The following is a 13,544-nucleotide window of genomic DNA, read 5'->3' as shown; positions in this document are numbered from 1 at the left end:
CCGACGATGGTACAGCCGGCGCGGTCGACCGGAGCAATAGGGAGAGAAGAATGCCGCTATACGAGTTCCGCGGGCAGCGCCCGACCTGCCACGAGAGCGCCTGGGTGGCGCCGAGCGCCGACATCGTAGGCGACGTGCGGCTGGCGGAGGATACGAGCGTCTGGTTCGGGGCGGTGATCCGCGGCGACAACACGACGATCCCGATCGGCGAGCGCAGCAACGTGCAGGAAGGCGCGATGCTTCACTCGGACCCCGGATCACCGCTTTCGGTGGGCGAGGATTGCACGATCGGCCATCACGCCATCCTGCACGGCTGCACCATCGGCAACCGAGTGTTGATCGGCATGGGCGCGACCGTACTGAACAATGCGGTGATCCCGGACGATTGCATCGTCGGCGCCAACGCGCTGGTCACCGAGGGGAAGACCTTTCCCGCCGGCAGCCTGATCGTCGGCAGCCCGGCGCGCGCGGTGCGGGAGCTGGACGAACGCGCGATCGCCGGGCTGAAGGTGTCAGCGGCGCATTATGTGGAGAATGCGCGCGCCGCCGCGGCCGGGCTGAAGCGGATCGATTGAGCCGCGACGGCGCAGGCGCGTTCAGCGCGCGCTGAGCAGGATGCCGGACGCGGACTGCGAATCCGCAAGCAGGGCGGTGCGCTGCGTTGCGGCGGCGGCCACCGTTTCGACGACGCAGTCCCGGATCAGGCGACGCTGATGGGGTTCGTACGGCATCGGCGCTGCGCACACTTCCCTGGCGGCGCGGTGAAGCCGCCGGTCGAGCCGCGCCAGGCCGTCCTGCGTGCTAAGCGCCAGATCCGCTGTGGAAACCACTTTTTGGACCGGCGCGGCATCAGCCGATTGAGCGTAAGCAGAAGGCGCAGCGAGATACCCCGCGGCAATCGCCGCGAGCGGAAGCAGGATCTTCATGTCGGACACTCCGTCTGGTCGGAAGAACAGCTAGCAGCTGCCCATGACCCCAATATAACGACGCGTTTCGGCGGCAACGAACACTGTTCCTGGCAGGCCGTTCTGCGATAATGCAGAACGAATGGAAGATTGGGACGACCTCCGGCACTTCCTGGCCGTGGCGCAGACCGGCAGTACGCTGGCTGCCGCGCGCACGTTACGCGTCAGCCAGACGACCTGTGCCCGTCGGGTCGCGGCGCTCGAGGCGCGCCTTGGCCTGCGCCTGTTCGAGCGGCGGCAGGCGGGATATCTGCTGACCCCCGACGGCGACGCACTGCTGGAGAGCGCAAAGCGAGCGGCGGATGCGGTGGAGGCGTTTGCCAAGGAGGCGGAAGCGCGGGCGCGGGCGAACCGCAGCGTCGTCCGCCTCACGGCATCCGAGATATTCGCGGTCACGGTGCTGTCTCCAGTCCTGCGCGAGTTCCATGATGCGCATCCCGATATCCGGATCGAACTTGATACCTCCGACCAAGTGCGGGACCTCGCGGCTGGTGCCGCGGACATCGCGGTGCGAATCGCGGAGACGCCGAGCGGCGCCGGGCTGGTCGGTCGCCGCATCGCGGACGACGAATGGGGGATCTACTGCAGCCGCGGGTTCGCCGAGGCGAATGGCGTACCCCGATCGATCCGCGAGATGCACGGTCGCCCGATCATCGGCGGCGGCGAGGAAGGCGTATGGCGTGCATACGGCGAGTATCTGCGCCGGACCGGCCTGGTCGATTCGATGGTGATGCAGCACAATACGTCCCTGGGGCTGCTCGCGGCGGTGCGCGCCGGAATGGGGTTCTCCGCCCTCCCACGCCTCGTCGCCGATCGCGAGCCGGACCTGTTCTTCTGCTTCCCGACGCCAAGGGCGCCGCGCGGCATGTGGCTGTTGATCCACGAGCGGCTGCGCCACCAGCCGCGGATACGCACGGTTGCCGACTTCCTCTACGATCGGCTGTTCACGCTGACGCACCCTGCTGGACAGGCCGTTTCTGCGCCGACATAATAAAACTTATGTCAGTTCCTGCGATCCTTTCCCGCCTGCGTCTGCCGATCATCGGCTCGCCGCTGTTCATCATTTCCGGGCCCGATCTGGTGATCGCCCAGTGCAAGGCGGGGATCGTCGGGTCCTTCCCGGCGCTCAATGCACGCCCGCAGGGGCTGCTCGACGAGTGGCTGCACCGGATCACCGAGGAACTGGCGGCGCACAACCGCGACAACCCCGACCGGCCCGCCGCGCCGTTCGCGGTGAACCAGATCGTCCACAAGTCGAACGATCGCCTCGAGGCCGATCTTGCCACGTGCGAGAAGTGGCAGGTGCCCATCACGATCACCTCGCTCGGCGCCCGCGAAGAGCTGAACCAGGCGGTGCACAATTGGGGCGGCATCACGCTGCATGACGTGATCGACGACCGCTTCGCCCGCAAGGCCGTGGAAAAGGGTGCGGACGGCCTCATCCCCGTTGCCGCCGGCGCGGGCGGCCATGCGGGCCGCCTCTCGCCGTTCGCGCTGGTGAGCGAGATCCGCCAGTGGTTCGATGGCCCGGTCGCACTGTCCGGTTCGATCGCGACCGGTGACGCGGTGCTGGCGGCGCAGGCGATGGGCGCCGACTTCGCCTATATCGGCTCGCCGTTCATCGCGACCGTCGAGGCGAATGCCGACGAGGGCTACAAGAACGGCATCGTCGAGGGCCGCGCGTCCGATATCGTCTATTCGAACCTCTTCACCGGGGTGCACGGCAACTACCTGCGCGGCTCGATCGAGCGTGCGGGGCTGGACCCGGACAATCTGCCCGAAGGCGATTACAAGACGATGAACTTCGGCCAGAATTCGAACGGCGAGCCGGCCAAGGCCAAGGCGTGGCGCGACATCTGGGGTTCGGGCCAGGGCATCGGCGCGGTCCAGAAAGTGGAAACCGTCGCCGAGCGGATCGACCGGATGGAGAAGGAATATCTGGCGGCGAAGGCGCGCCTCGCGCTGGTTGCGGCCTGACCTTCCCCGTCAGGGGCCGGCGATTGGCGCCGGCCCACACTGCTGGGGCAGCCTTTTAGAAGAAGAACAGTTGTACCCCGGACCATGTCCCGGGTAACCGGTTTTGACAAACGCCGGTGATGCCGGCGATCTCGTCAGGCCTCTTCGCCGCCCTCGCCCTCAGCGGGCCGATGGAAATAGGCTTCGACCGGGCCGGTCAGCTTTATCGTCAGCGGGCGGCCGTGGCGGTCCACCTTCTTGCCCAGTGCGACGCGGATCCAGCCTTCCGAGATCGAATATTCCTCGACGTCGGTGCGCTCGGCACCCTTGAAGCGGATGCCGATGCCGCGCTCCAGCACGGACTGGTCGAAATGCGGGCTGGACGGGTCGATCGAGAGACGGTCTGGCGGAGTATCGGTCATGGCCGGCGCGCCTAACCGATCACCACGCGCAGCCCAAGAAAAAAGCGGCGCGGAGACCCAAGTCCCCGCGCTGCCCCCTGCGTGACACGCAATATGATCAGCGGCAGACGCGCACCGGCACCCGGCCACCGTAATAAGGATCCCAGCGCCACTGGCGGAAGCACCGCGGGCGATAGTTGTCGCGATAGTCATTGTAATAATAGCGCGGACGGGGACCCCAGCCGCCGCGATAATAGCCGTCATAGCCGTCGTAATACGGGCCACGGTTGTTCTGCGACGCGATGGCCGCGCCCAGGCCAAGGCCGATCACGCCGCCGATGATGGCGCCGGTTGCGGCATCGTTGCCCCGATCATAATGACGGTGCCAGCGCTGCGCATCGGCAGGCGCTGCCGCTACCAGAGCACTCGCCGCCATTGCAGCACCGAGGCCCGCCTTCTTGAAAAATCCACTCATCTCGAACCTCCTCAAACTAAACGCTCGGTCCGCCTCGAAGATGATAACGCGCGAGCCTGCGAGCGTGTTTCGGTGATATGCGCGAGTCGGGCTGAACCCGTTCGGAATGTGGCGTTCACAAGAGGTTTAGGAAGATTTTGATGCGGTATTGGTTGTTGCGTTCAGAGCCTGATGTTTACGGCTGGGATCATCTGGTGCGGGATGGCGAGACCGAGTGGGACGGCGTTCGCAACTATACCGCGCGCAACTTCCTGAAGGAAATGGAGCCTGGCGATCAGGCGATCTTCTATCATTCGAACAAAGAAAAGGCTGCGGTCGGAACGATGGAAATCGTCCGCGCTTGGCGGCCCGATGGCGAAAAGGGCGACTGGGCATCGGTGGCGGTGAAGCCGCTGCAGAAGCTGCCCGCGCCGGTGCCGCTGGCGACGATGAAGAGCGATCCCCGCCTCGCCTCGCTTGAGGTGCTTCGCCAGAGCCGCCTCTCCGTGACGCCGGTGCGCGACGAGGAATGGAAGGTGCTGATGGAACTGGGCGGGCTCGGCTGAGCCCCGCCCTGCCCCTCCTGTCTCAGAATTCGCGGATCGCGCGGAGCCCGGCGGTCGGGCGCGCGCGCCGCTCGCGCAGCTTCTCGACGCCGATCGAGAATTGCACGTTGGCGGCATGGGAAATCCGCCGGTGGACCTGGGGGCTCAGCTTCACGCTGCGTTCCGCGCCGCCAGCGACGTTGAGTTCCGCCCCGACGATCGTGCCGGGCTTCGCATCGTAGAACAACGCGTGGTTCAGCAGCAAGGCGTTGCTGCCGTGCCCTCCGCCCGGCCGAATGTCGTCAAGCCCGATCATGTTCATCGTGCTCCAGCGATCGTTGAAGCGGTGCCCGGCCATGTAGAGCAGCGTGTTGGTGTAGCGGCCGCTCTCGCGGTGATAGATGCCGAGATACTGCAAGCCGTGCGCGCTGCGGCCATCCGCCGAGGCGCCCAGCGTCGATTGCAGGCCAAGCTTGTATGCGGCGAGGTGACGTCCATCAAACGGCAGTTCGAACTCGATCGCATGGCCATCGGCATAGGCATATTCGATTTCGGGAGCCCATTCCGTTTTCGACGCGCGGAAGGGAGAGCCGGTCTGTGCCAGCACGTTGACTTCAAGCTCGCCGCGCTTCGCTCCCAATGGGCGAACCATGTCGAAGATCATCGGCTCGGGGATCGAGGGATAGGTTTCCGCATGAGCGGAGCCGGCGATCAGCGCGAACGGCAACAGGGCGCGAAGCATGCGCATGAAGTCTCCCGATGTTCATGGTCGAACCGGGTTACCGAAGGGGCAAGCCCCACTCCAGTTTCAAAGCGTTGCGGCCGGCCCACGCCGTAACGCTACGGCGCGGCGGGCTTGCGACGATTGGATCGCCGCTTCCAGCACCGCCATGACTTCCAGTGCCTGCCGAGCCGGGACGGGGTTCTCCCCCTCCCCGCGGGTGGCGGCGACGAGGCCGCGGTATAAGCCGCGCTGATCACCGCTGATGGCGGGAAGCGGGCGGCTTCCCTCCGCATCGTGAATGATGATCGGGTCAGCGTCCTCGCCCCAGCCGGGCGCACCGGGAAGAACGCCGGCCAGCAGTTGACCCTCCTGCGGGTCGCCAAGTTGCTTGACGAGGCTGCCGCCGGTGCCGTGGACGGTGAACCGCGCACTGCCGCCCGCGACGAGCATGCTGGCGTGAAGGATCACGCGCTTGTCGGGGTAGATGAGGACAACGTGCGCCCAATCGTCCGCCTGACCGCCGGGGCGTAACGTGGCGATGTTCGCCTCCACCGCCTGTGGCAGGTCGAACAGCTGGAGTGCCTGGTCGATGAGATGCGGCCCGAGATCGTACCAGATGCCGCCGCCGGGCACCGCGCGCTCACGCCAGCGATCTCGCACCATGGGGCGGAAGCGATCGAAATGGCTTTCGAAGTGGACCACCTGACCGATGGCGCCGCGCTCGATCGTCGCCTTCACCGACAGGAAGTCGCTGTCCCAGCGGCGGTTATGGAATACGGTCAGCAGACGGTCGGCACGCGTCGCGGCATCGACCACCTCGCGGGCCTCGTCGAGCGACAAAGCAAAGGGCTTTTCGACGACGACATGCTTGCCGGCGGCAAGCGCCTGAAGCGCGAGCGGAGCGTGACTGTCATTGGGGCTGGCGACGATGACGACCTCAATATCGTCGCGCGCGATCAGGGCGTCCGCGGTGTCGAGCACCGCCACATCACCAAGCGCCGCCCGAACGTCATCGGGGCGGGAGGATGCGACCGCAGCGAGGGTGATGCCGTCGGTCGCGGCGATCAGCGGGGCGTGAAAAACGCGCCCCGCGTAACCAAAGCCGATCAGGCCGGCCCGGATGGGTGCGGCGCTGATCGGCATTGTCATCAGGCCGCTTCAGCCGAACGCTTCTGGCGCTTGCGCTCGTGCGGATCGAGGAAGCGCTTGCGCAGGCGGATCGTCTTCGGCGTCACCTCGACCATCTCGTCGTCGTCGATGTAGGCGATCGCCTGTTCCAGCGTCATCTTCTTCGGCGGGGTGAGGCGGATCGCATCGTCCTTTCCGCCCGAAGCACGGAAGTTCGTCAGCTGCTTCGCCTTCATCGGATTGACCTCAAGGTCATCCGTCTTGGCGTTCTCGCCGATGATCATGCCCTCGTAGAGCGCCTCGCCGTGGCCCACGAACAGGATGCCGCGATCCTCGAGCGGGCCGAGTGCATAAGCCTGGGCCTCGCCCGCGCCGTTCGAGATGAGGACGCCGTTCTTCCGGCCCTCGATCGGGCCCTTGTAGGGGCCATACTTCTCGAACAGGCGGTTCATGATGCCGGTGCCGCGCGTGTCCGACAGGAACTCGCCGTGGTAGCCGATCATGCCGCGCGACGGCGCGGAGAAGGTGATGCGCGTCTTGCCGCCGCCCGACGGGCGCATGTCGGTCAGCTCTGCCTTGCGCAGGTTCATCTTTTCAACGACCGTGCCCGAGTACTCCTCGTCGACGTCGATGATGACGGTCTCGTACGGTTCGGTGCGCTTGCCGTTCTCGTCCTCACGATACAGCACGCGCGGGCGGCTGATGCCGAGCTCGAAGCCCTCGCGGCGCATCGTCTCGATCAGAACGCCCAGCTGAAGCTCGCCGCGGCCGGCGACTTCGAAGCTGTCACGGTCGGCCGATTCGGTCACCTTGATGGCGACGTTCGATTCGGCTTCGCGGAACAGACGGTCGCGGATCATGCGGCTCGTCACCTTGGTGCCTTCGCGGCCAGCCATCGGCGAATCGTTCACGGCGAAGCGCATCGACAGCGTGGGCGGATCGATCGGCTGTGCCTGGATCGGCTCGGTGACCGTGATGTCAGCAATCGTGTTCGACACGGTCGCGACGGTGAGACCTGCGAGACTGATGATGTCGCCGGCGCGTGCCTCTTCGGTCGGCACGCGTTCCAGGCCCTGAAAGGTCATGATCTTCGACGCGCGGCCGGTTTCGATCACCTTGCCATCCATGTCGAGCGCGTGGATCGGCTGGTTGACCTTCACCGTGCCCGAGGTGACCCGGCCGGTGAGCACGCGGCCAAGGAAGTTGTCACGATCGAGCAGCGTCACCAGGAAGGTGAAGGGCGCATCGACGTCGAGCGCCGGCGGCGGCACGTGATCGACGATCTTCTGGAACAGCGGGGTCAGCGTACCTTCGCGGCGCGACGGATCCTCGCTGGCATAGCCGTTACGGCCCGACGCATAGAGCACCGGGAAATCGAGCTGCTCGTCGGTCGCGTCGAGGCTGACGAAGAGGTCGAACACCTCGTCCAGCACTTCCTGGATGCGCTCGTCCGGACGGTCGACCTTGTTGACGACCACGATCGGACGAAGGCCAAGGGCGAGTGCCTTGCCAGTCACGAACTTAGTCTGCGGCATCGCGCCTTCCGACGAATCGACCAGCAGGATCACGCCGTCGACCATCGAGAGGATACGCTCCACCTCACCGCCGAAGTCGGCGTGGCCGGGCGTGTCGACGATGTTGATGCGCACGCCTTCCCACTCGATCGATGTCGGCTTGGCGAGAATGGTGATCCCGCGCTCCTTCTCGAGATCGTTCGAATCCATCGCGCGCTCTTCGATGCGCTGATTTTCTCGGAAGGTGCCGGATTGGCGGAAAAGCTGGTCAACGAGAGTGGTTTTGCCATGATCGACGTGCGCGATGATGGCGATATTGCGCAACTGCATCGGAATTCCTGGAATGGCCGCGGCCCTCGCGGCGTTCGGGCGCCGTTAGCCTATTTGCTGCGCTGCGGCTAGAGCCGGCGAATAAACCAGGCAGAAGAACCTGTATTCCGCCCGGGATATCCCGTGATCAGGCCGTCATTCAGAAGCGGCCATACAGCTCGATGCCATAGAAGCGCGGCTCACCGGCAATATAGGTGGGCGTGCCGAACGTACCGCCAGTATTGCCGGCATCGATCAGGTAGCGTTCGTTAGCGAGGTTCCGAGCGAAGCCGCCGATGCGATAGCGACCGTCAGCAAACTCGATGCCGGCGCGCAAGTTGACGAGCGCATAGCCATCCTGGCTGATCCCCTCCCGGTTCGGCAATTCGAAGAAGACCTTGCTCTGATAGCTGATCGACGGCGTTGCATAGACGCTGATGCCGTCACGCAGCGGCAGGCGGAGGGTCGCGCCGCCCGCGGCGATGATCTCCGGCTGGAGGCGGAAGCGGTTGCCGGCGAAGGCGTTGGTGCCACCACCGGGCAGCGGCTTGTCGCCGATCCCACCGTCGATGTAGCCGAAGCTGCCGAAGACGCTGAGGAAGCTGGTCGGACGCCAGGTGCCTTCGAGCTCAACGCCGAGGTTGTTCGCGGTGCCGGCGCTTTGCGTCGTGACGCGGCCGGTGGGGTCGGTGACGCTGACCTGGAAATCGTCATAGGTCTGGTAGAAGACCGACAGCGTGCCCGAGAGCGTGCGGCTGCCCGCCTTGATGCCGGCTTCGTAGTTCCAGACGGTTTCCTCCGGCACGATCTGAAGCGCGGGAATCGCGCCGGCCGGGCCGGCGGCGGAGCCGAGTTGCACCACCGGCGAGCGGCGGCCCTTGCTGACGGTGGCGAAGACGTTGAGGTCGTCGGTCACACGGTACAGCGCGTTCACGCGGGGGAGCACCGCGGCGAAGCTGCGCTCCGCTTGGAACTTCGCGCCGCCGGTGCCGACCGTGCCGAGCAGGCTGGTGCGCACGCCGAGCGGGGCTAGCAGCACCGAATTGGGCTGGATCGCACTGTAGCCGGATTGGCGGTCCTCGATCAGCACGCGCGCGCCGGCCGTCACCTCAAGCGCGTCGGTCGGGATCCAGGTGGCGTCGGCGAACACCGAATAGGTGTCGTTGTTGCCGTAATTGGTGAATTCCGACGCATAGGGCACCACCGTCGCGGCGCCGCGCGACAGGATCTGCGTGGCGCGCGCGGCGAGAACCGTACCGTTGGGCGCGATGCAATTGGTACCCGTCGGCAGGCCGGCGGCGTTAAGCGCGGCGCGCACCTCCGCATAAGGTGCGGCGATCGAACAAGCGATGTACGTCCCCTCCTCGGTCGAGAAGGGCACGCGCTGATAGCCGTTTTCAAAAAACGCGTTCCAGCCGAACGAGGCGCGGTAGCGCTCGCCGGTGAAGTTGAAGCGTCCTTCGTGGCTCCATTGGTCACCCTTCGCATCCTCCGCGAATTCGAGGTACCAGGCCGGGCCGCCATCGGCGTCGAACGTCTCCAGTGCGTTGAAGCGGCGATAGCCGTTGACGGTGGTGAAGGTGACGCCGGGCGCGACATCGACGTTCACGGTCAGGTTCGCGTCATAGACGTCACGGTCGAGCCCGAGCTTGCGCTTGCCGAGCACCTCCTGGCTGAACGGCGAGCCGGAAAGCTCGGGATAGCCGAAGTCGCCGGTCTGCCCGCCGGTGGGCGCGAACACGCGGCTCTTGAAGGCCGTCCCGAGATTGCGCTGCCCGTCATAGGTGAGGACGAGATCGGCGGTGACCGCGTCGGACGGCGTCCAGCGAAGCGAGCCGCGGATGCCGCGCTGATCCTGGCCGTTCAGATCGTCCTGATCGACCCGGCCCTGGTTCTGGTTCGGCACATCCGGATCGCCGGCGATGTTGCGGACATAGCCGTCGCGATATTTGTAGGCGAAGGCCAGGCGCGCGGCGAGCGTATCGTTGCCGGCATTGAGAAAGCCCGACACCTGCGTGCGGTCATAATTGCCGTAGCTCGCCAGCAATTCACCCGAGAAGCCGGGCTGCGCCCTAGCGGACACGATGCTGACCGCGCCGATCGCGGCGGCGGTGCCGAACAGCGTCGCCTGCGGGCCCTTCACCACTTCCAGCCGCTCGAGATCGAACAGGTCCTGGTACGCCCCGCGCGAACGGCTGATGTCAACGCCGTTATAGTAGAGCGTGACGCGCGCGCCCTGCTGCGACGAGCCCGAGTCCGAGGTGATGCCGCGGATCACGAAGCCGGGGTTGTTCGCGCTCTGCTCCTGCACGCGCAGGCCGGGGACGAACAGCGCCACTTCGGACAGCGAATTGACGCCGATCTCGCGCATCCGCTCCTGCGTGACCGCGGTGACGGCGAGCGGCACGTCCTCGATCCTCTGCTCCACCTTCTGCGCGGTGACGACGATCTCCGCATCATCCGCCGGCACCTGCGCCTGGGCAAGCGCGGCAGCCGAAGAGCAGGCGAGCAGCGTCGCGACGACGCCGCCCGAGAAGGCGCGGTTCATAATGGTCCCCCGGTTGTTCTGGCTGTGGTGAGCGGCCGCTACGTCCGGCAGGTGGCACCTTCGTTACCGTTCCGTGCCAATTGCGCGACAGGGAGCGAAACCGCCCGGCCTTTGCGCGCGTTTACTGAGCGTATTATATCACTGATACACTTGAACGAGGCACCGTCTGCCGCCATCGTGGTGGTGACGCTGGAGGATATTTATGGCGACGACCCCCGAGACGATCACCGCTACCGAGCCGGCGCTGAAGCTGACGCCGCCCGATCCGGTGCCCCCGGTGGCCGCGGAGAAGGCCGCTGGCCTGGTGCCGGTCGACGATAGCGTGAAATCCAAGCTGGAAGAACGCGCGGATTACGCCGTGCAGCAGCTGATGGAGCGCGACGCGAACAGCCCCGAATTCGGCAAGGTGGTGGACGCGATCACCAACATGGGCGCGAAGGAAATCCGCGACGCCGCGGGACAGTCCAACCGCTTCCTCGATCGGCCGGTGCGGGCGATGGATCAGGAGACTGGCGTGGGCAAGGATCTCGCCCAGCTGCGCCGCGTGGTGGAGGATCTCGATCCCGGCAAGCGCGGCAATTTGACAGCGCCGCAGAAGCTGTTCGGCCTGATCCCGTTCGGCAACAAGGCGCGCAATTACTTCGACAGCTACAAATCCAGCCAGACGCACATCGCCTCGATCCTGAAGAGCCTCGCTTCAGGCAAGGACGAGTTGCTGATGGACAACGCCTCGATCGATACCGAGCGGGCCAACCTGTGGACCGCGATGGGCAAGCTTGAACAGATGATCCAGATGTCGCGGATGCTGGACCAGAAGCTGGAGGACAAGGCGAACGAGCTCGATGCGACGGACCCCGCCAAGGCCAAGGCGATCCGCGAGAGCGCGCTGTTCTACGCCCGCCAGCGCACGCAGGATCTGCTGACGCAGATGGCGGTGACGGTGCAGGGCTATCTGGCGCTCGATCTGGTCAAGAAGAACAATGTCGAGCTGATCAAGGGCGTCGATCGCGCATCCACCACCACGGTCGCCGCGCTGCGCACCGCGGTGACGGTGGCGCAGGCAATGACCAACCAGAAGCTGGTGCTGGAGCAGATCACGCAGCTTAACACTACGACCGCGAACATCATCGATTCGACCGGCAAGCTGCTGCGCGACAATACCGCGCGCATTCATGAACAGGCCGCCTCCTCGGCGATCCCGCTCGAGACGCTGCAGCGCGCGTTCCAGAATATCTACGAGACGATGGACGCGATTGACACGTTCAAGCTGAAGGCGCTCGATTCGATGAAGTCGACCGTTGATACGCTGTCGAACGAGGTCGAGAAATCGCGCGGTTACATCGCCCGGGCAGAAGGCGCGGCGCAGAACCGGCTCGGCTCCTCGCCGGAGACGTTCAAGCTGGAGGCGCTGTGACCTCGTACGAGACCAATGACGCGATCGCCGGCGCGCGCCAGGCGCTCGATCGCGTGCGCCTGCAGTCGTTCGAAGGCATGTCGAGCGCGGTACAGCGGCGCCCGCGGCGCGGCGGACGAAGCGTCGCCAAGCGTGCAGCCGCGATCGGTGCGGCCAATGCCGCGATCCTGATCGCGGCGGCAGTGATCGGGCTGGCCGTGGTGCCGCTGGGCATCTTCGGCGCGCTGGCGGTACTGATGGTGATGACAGCGGTGACGCTCGCCATCGCGTTCGCACCCGGGCCGCGCCCGGTGACGGTGGAGAAGCTGGCGCGCAGTGACATCAAGGCGCTGCCGACGCAGACGACGCGCTGGCTCGACGCACAGCGCCCCGCCCTGCCCGCCCCGGCGGTGCAGGTGGCGGATCGGATCGGCCTGCGCCTCGATACGCTGGGCAAGCAGCTGCAGACGGTGGGTGACGACACGCCGGCAGCCGCCGACATCCGCCGGCTGGTGGGTGAGCAGCTGCCCGATTTCGTGCGCGATTATCAGCGCGTGCCGCTGGAACTGCGCGGGACCGAGCGCAACGGCAAGACGCCCGATCGCCAGCTTGTCGAGGGGCTGGAGCTGATCGAGCGCGAGATCGGGCAGATGACCGAGGAACTGGCACGGGGCGACCTCGACTCTCTGGAAACCCGCGGCCGCTTCCTCGAGATGAAGTATCGCGACGGTGATCCGGCCTGATCAAGGGGCTGCTAAGCCAAGATCATTAAACGACGCGACATCGTCATATGAATAAGGTAGCGGATGCGGCATGAACGACCGCGTCCGCATCTTCGAAGGCATCCACAACTTCCGCGACTATGGCGGTTATGCCGGGCGCGAGGGGCGGCTGAAATCAGGCGTTTTGTGGCGTTCCGGGCAGCATGGCGGCGCCACGCCGAACGATCTGGCGAAAGTGTCGGAGCTGCGCATCGCGACGGTGGTTGACCTGCGCGGCGACAGCGAACGGCAGATGATGCCATGCCTGCGCCACGACGACTTCGACGGCCTGGTGCTGTTCGCACCGGGCGAGACAGCAGGATCGGAACTCGCGCCGCACGAGGAAGCCGGGCGTGGCATCACGACGGCGGACGAAGCACGGGCGGCGATGACCCGGCTGTATGTGAACATGCCGTTCCGCGACGTACTGGTGCGCTCACTGACGCTGTATTTCGAGGCGCTGGCGACGCGCGACGGGGCGAGCCTGCTGCACTGCCTCGCGGGGAAGGACCGGACGGGCCTCGCCGCCGCGCTGCTCCACCGGCTGCTCGGCGTTCACGAAGACGATGTGATGGCGGATTACCTGCTGACCAATGCGGCAGGTGACCAGAAGCGGCGCATCGCCGCGGCCGGTGATTCGATCCGCGAACGCTATGGCGCGCAGATCACCGACGAAGCGATCGAGACGTTGATGGGCGTGGATCCCATGTACCTCGACGCGGCGACCCGCTCGATCAATGAACGCTTCGGCGGTACCGAGCGCTATGCCGAGGAAGTGCTGGGGGTGAACGCGGCACGCCGCGAGGCACTTCGCGAGCGGCTGATCGCCTGAGCGCGTGATCGGCT

General features: G+C 65.8%; 15 protein-coding genes. 8 read left to right on the top strand and 7 right to left on the bottom strand.

Annotation, left to right across the window (positions count from 1 at the left end):
- Nucleotides 1-50 precede the first annotated feature (50 nt).
- The gene (locus tag ACH0AE_RS11610; protein WP_294441577.1) at nucleotides 51-575 is read left to right on the top strand and encodes a gamma carbonic anhydrase family protein; all 525 of its coding nucleotides are present in this window, start codon (nucleotides 51-53) and stop codon (nucleotides 573-575) included.
- Nucleotides 576-596: 21 nt separating this feature from the next.
- Here ACH0AE_RS11610 and ACH0AE_RS11605 read toward each other — a convergent pair whose 3' ends face one another.
- Nucleotides 597-926, bottom strand: a complete 330-nt coding sequence (locus ACH0AE_RS11605) for a UrcA family protein (RefSeq protein WP_294441578.1) — start codon at nucleotides 924-926, stop codon at nucleotides 597-599.
- Nucleotides 927-1,047: 121 nt separating this feature from the next.
- Here ACH0AE_RS11605 and ACH0AE_RS11600 point away from each other — a divergent pair, with 121 nt between their 5' ends.
- The gene (locus tag ACH0AE_RS11600; RefSeq protein ID WP_294441579.1) at nucleotides 1,048-1,956 is read left to right on the top strand and encodes a LysR family transcriptional regulator; all 909 of its coding nucleotides are present in this window, start codon (nucleotides 1,048-1,050) and stop codon (nucleotides 1,954-1,956) included.
- Nucleotides 1,957-1,964: 8 nt separating this feature from the next.
- Nucleotides 1,965-2,942, top strand: coding sequence for a nitronate monooxygenase family protein (locus ACH0AE_RS11595; RefSeq protein ID WP_294441580.1), 978 nt, complete (start codon nucleotides 1,965-1,967; stop codon nucleotides 2,940-2,942).
- Nucleotides 2,943-3,076: 134 nt separating this feature from the next.
- On the opposite strand, the gene ACH0AE_RS11590 is transcribed toward ACH0AE_RS11595, so the two are convergent.
- Nucleotides 3,077-3,343, bottom strand: coding sequence for a DUF3297 family protein (locus ACH0AE_RS11590; protein WP_294441581.1), 267 nt, complete (start codon nucleotides 3,341-3,343; stop codon nucleotides 3,077-3,079).
- Between the two features lie 97 nt (nucleotides 3,344-3,440).
- The gene (locus ACH0AE_RS11585; RefSeq protein ID WP_294441583.1) at nucleotides 3,441-3,797 is read right to left on the bottom strand and encodes a hypothetical protein; all 357 of its coding nucleotides are present in this window, start codon (nucleotides 3,795-3,797) and stop codon (nucleotides 3,441-3,443) included.
- Nucleotides 3,798-3,937: 140 nt separating this feature from the next.
- On the opposite strand from ACH0AE_RS11585, the gene ACH0AE_RS11580 reads away from it, so the two are divergent.
- Nucleotides 3,938-4,342, top strand: a complete 405-nt coding sequence (locus ACH0AE_RS11580) for an EVE domain-containing protein (RefSeq protein WP_294441584.1) — start codon at nucleotides 3,938-3,940, stop codon at nucleotides 4,340-4,342.
- A gap of 22 nt (nucleotides 4,343-4,364) precedes the next feature.
- Here ACH0AE_RS11580 and ACH0AE_RS11575 read toward each other — a convergent pair whose 3' ends face one another.
- From ACH0AE_RS11575 to typA, 3 genes are read right to left on the bottom strand one after another with little or no spacing between them, the layout of a single operon-like run.
- A complete protein-coding gene (locus ACH0AE_RS11575; protein ID WP_294441586.1) occupies nucleotides 4,365-5,069 on the bottom strand; it encodes a hypothetical protein in 705 nt (234 codons plus the stop codon).
- A 60-nt stretch (nucleotides 5,070-5,129) separates the two neighbouring features.
- Complete coding sequence (locus ACH0AE_RS11570) at nucleotides 5,130-6,194, bottom strand: oxidoreductase (RefSeq protein WP_294441587.1); 1,065 nt, start codon at nucleotides 6,192-6,194, stop codon at nucleotides 5,130-5,132.
- Complete coding sequence (typA, locus tag ACH0AE_RS11565) at nucleotides 6,194-8,011, bottom strand: translational GTPase TypA (protein ID WP_294441633.1); 1,818 nt, start codon at nucleotides 8,009-8,011, stop codon at nucleotides 6,194-6,196. The genes ACH0AE_RS11570 and typA overlap by 1 nt, the downstream gene beginning before the upstream one ends.
- On the opposite strand from typA, the gene ACH0AE_RS11560 reads away from it, so the two are divergent.
- Nucleotides 7,940-8,089, top strand: a complete 150-nt coding sequence (locus tag ACH0AE_RS11560; protein WP_294441635.1) for a hypothetical protein — start codon at nucleotides 7,940-7,942, stop codon at nucleotides 8,087-8,089. The genes typA and ACH0AE_RS11560 overlap by 72 nt on opposite strands.
- A gap of 67 nt (nucleotides 8,090-8,156) precedes the next feature.
- On the opposite strand, the gene ACH0AE_RS11555 is transcribed toward ACH0AE_RS11560, so the two are convergent.
- Entirely contained in the window at nucleotides 8,157-10,544 is a 2,388-nt protein-coding gene (locus ACH0AE_RS11555; RefSeq protein ID WP_406875753.1) for a TonB-dependent receptor, read from the bottom strand.
- Nucleotides 10,545-10,746: 202 nt separating this feature from the next.
- On the opposite strand from ACH0AE_RS11555, the gene ACH0AE_RS11550 reads away from it, so the two are divergent.
- The 3 genes from ACH0AE_RS11550 to ACH0AE_RS11540 all read left to right on the top strand — a co-directional run bounded on the left by ACH0AE_RS11550 (nucleotide 10,747) and on the right by ACH0AE_RS11540 (nucleotide 13,530).
- Nucleotides 10,747-11,958, top strand: coding sequence for a toxic anion resistance protein (locus tag ACH0AE_RS11550; RefSeq protein WP_294441590.1), 1,212 nt, complete (start codon nucleotides 10,747-10,749; stop codon nucleotides 11,956-11,958).
- A complete protein-coding gene (locus ACH0AE_RS11545; protein ID WP_294441591.1) occupies nucleotides 11,955-12,680 on the top strand; it encodes a hypothetical protein in 726 nt (241 codons plus the stop codon). Before ACH0AE_RS11550 ends, ACH0AE_RS11545 begins: the two co-directional genes overlap by 4 nt.
- A 70-nt stretch (nucleotides 12,681-12,750) precedes the next feature.
- Nucleotides 12,751-13,530, top strand: a complete 780-nt coding sequence (locus ACH0AE_RS11540) for a tyrosine-protein phosphatase (protein WP_406875752.1) — start codon at nucleotides 12,751-12,753, stop codon at nucleotides 13,528-13,530.
- Nucleotides 13,531-13,544: the final 14 nt, after the last annotated feature.

Source organism: Sphingomonas sp. 179-A 2A2 NHS (assembly GCF_045371305.1).
Classification (GTDB): Bacteria; Pseudomonadota; Alphaproteobacteria; order Sphingomonadales; family Sphingomonadaceae; genus Sphingomonas.
Note: the sequence above shows the minus strand (reverse complement) of the source record. Positions and strands in the feature narration are given on the sequence as shown.

What these genes read in the sequence shown, in the direction of transcription:
- ACH0AE_RS11605 (WP_294441578.1), bottom strand. Translation starts at nt 926, where the DNA reads ATGAAGATCCTGCTTCCGCTCGCGGCGATTGCCGCGGGGTATCTCGCT.
- ACH0AE_RS11550 (WP_294441590.1), top strand. Translation starts at nt 10,747, where the DNA reads ATGGCGACGACCCCCGAGACGATCACCGCTACCGAGCCGGCGCTGAAG.
- ACH0AE_RS11585 (WP_294441583.1), bottom strand. Translation starts at nt 3,797, where the DNA reads ATGAGTGGATTTTTCAAGAAGGCGGGCCTCGGTGCTGCAATGGCGGCG.
- ACH0AE_RS11610 (WP_294441577.1), top strand. Translation starts at nt 51, where the DNA reads ATGCCGCTATACGAGTTCCGCGGGCAGCGCCCGACCTGCCACGAGAGC.
- ACH0AE_RS11595 (WP_294441580.1), top strand. Translation starts at nt 1,965, where the DNA reads ATGTCAGTTCCTGCGATCCTTTCCCGCCTGCGTCTGCCGATCATCGGC.
- ACH0AE_RS11575 (WP_294441586.1), bottom strand. Translation starts at nt 5,069, where the DNA reads ATGCGCATGCTTCGCGCCCTGTTGCCGTTCGCGCTGATCGCCGGCTCC.
- ACH0AE_RS11570 (WP_294441587.1), bottom strand. Translation starts at nt 6,194, where the DNA reads ATGACAATGCCGATCAGCGCCGCACCCATCCGGGCCGGCCTGATCGGC.
- ACH0AE_RS11580 (WP_294441584.1), top strand. Translation starts at nt 3,938, where the DNA reads ATGCGGTATTGGTTGTTGCGTTCAGAGCCTGATGTTTACGGCTGGGAT.
- ACH0AE_RS11540 (WP_406875752.1), top strand. Translation starts at nt 12,751, where the DNA reads ATGAACGACCGCGTCCGCATCTTCGAAGGCATCCACAACTTCCGCGAC.
- ACH0AE_RS11600 (WP_294441579.1), top strand. Translation starts at nt 1,048, where the DNA reads ATGGAAGATTGGGACGACCTCCGGCACTTCCTGGCCGTGGCGCAGACC.
- ACH0AE_RS11555 (WP_406875753.1), bottom strand. Translation starts at nt 10,544, where the DNA reads ATGAACCGCGCCTTCTCGGGCGGCGTCGTCGCGACGCTGCTCGCCTGC.
- ACH0AE_RS11590 (WP_294441581.1), bottom strand. Translation starts at nt 3,343, where the DNA reads ATGACCGATACTCCGCCAGACCGTCTCTCGATCGACCCGTCCAGCCCG.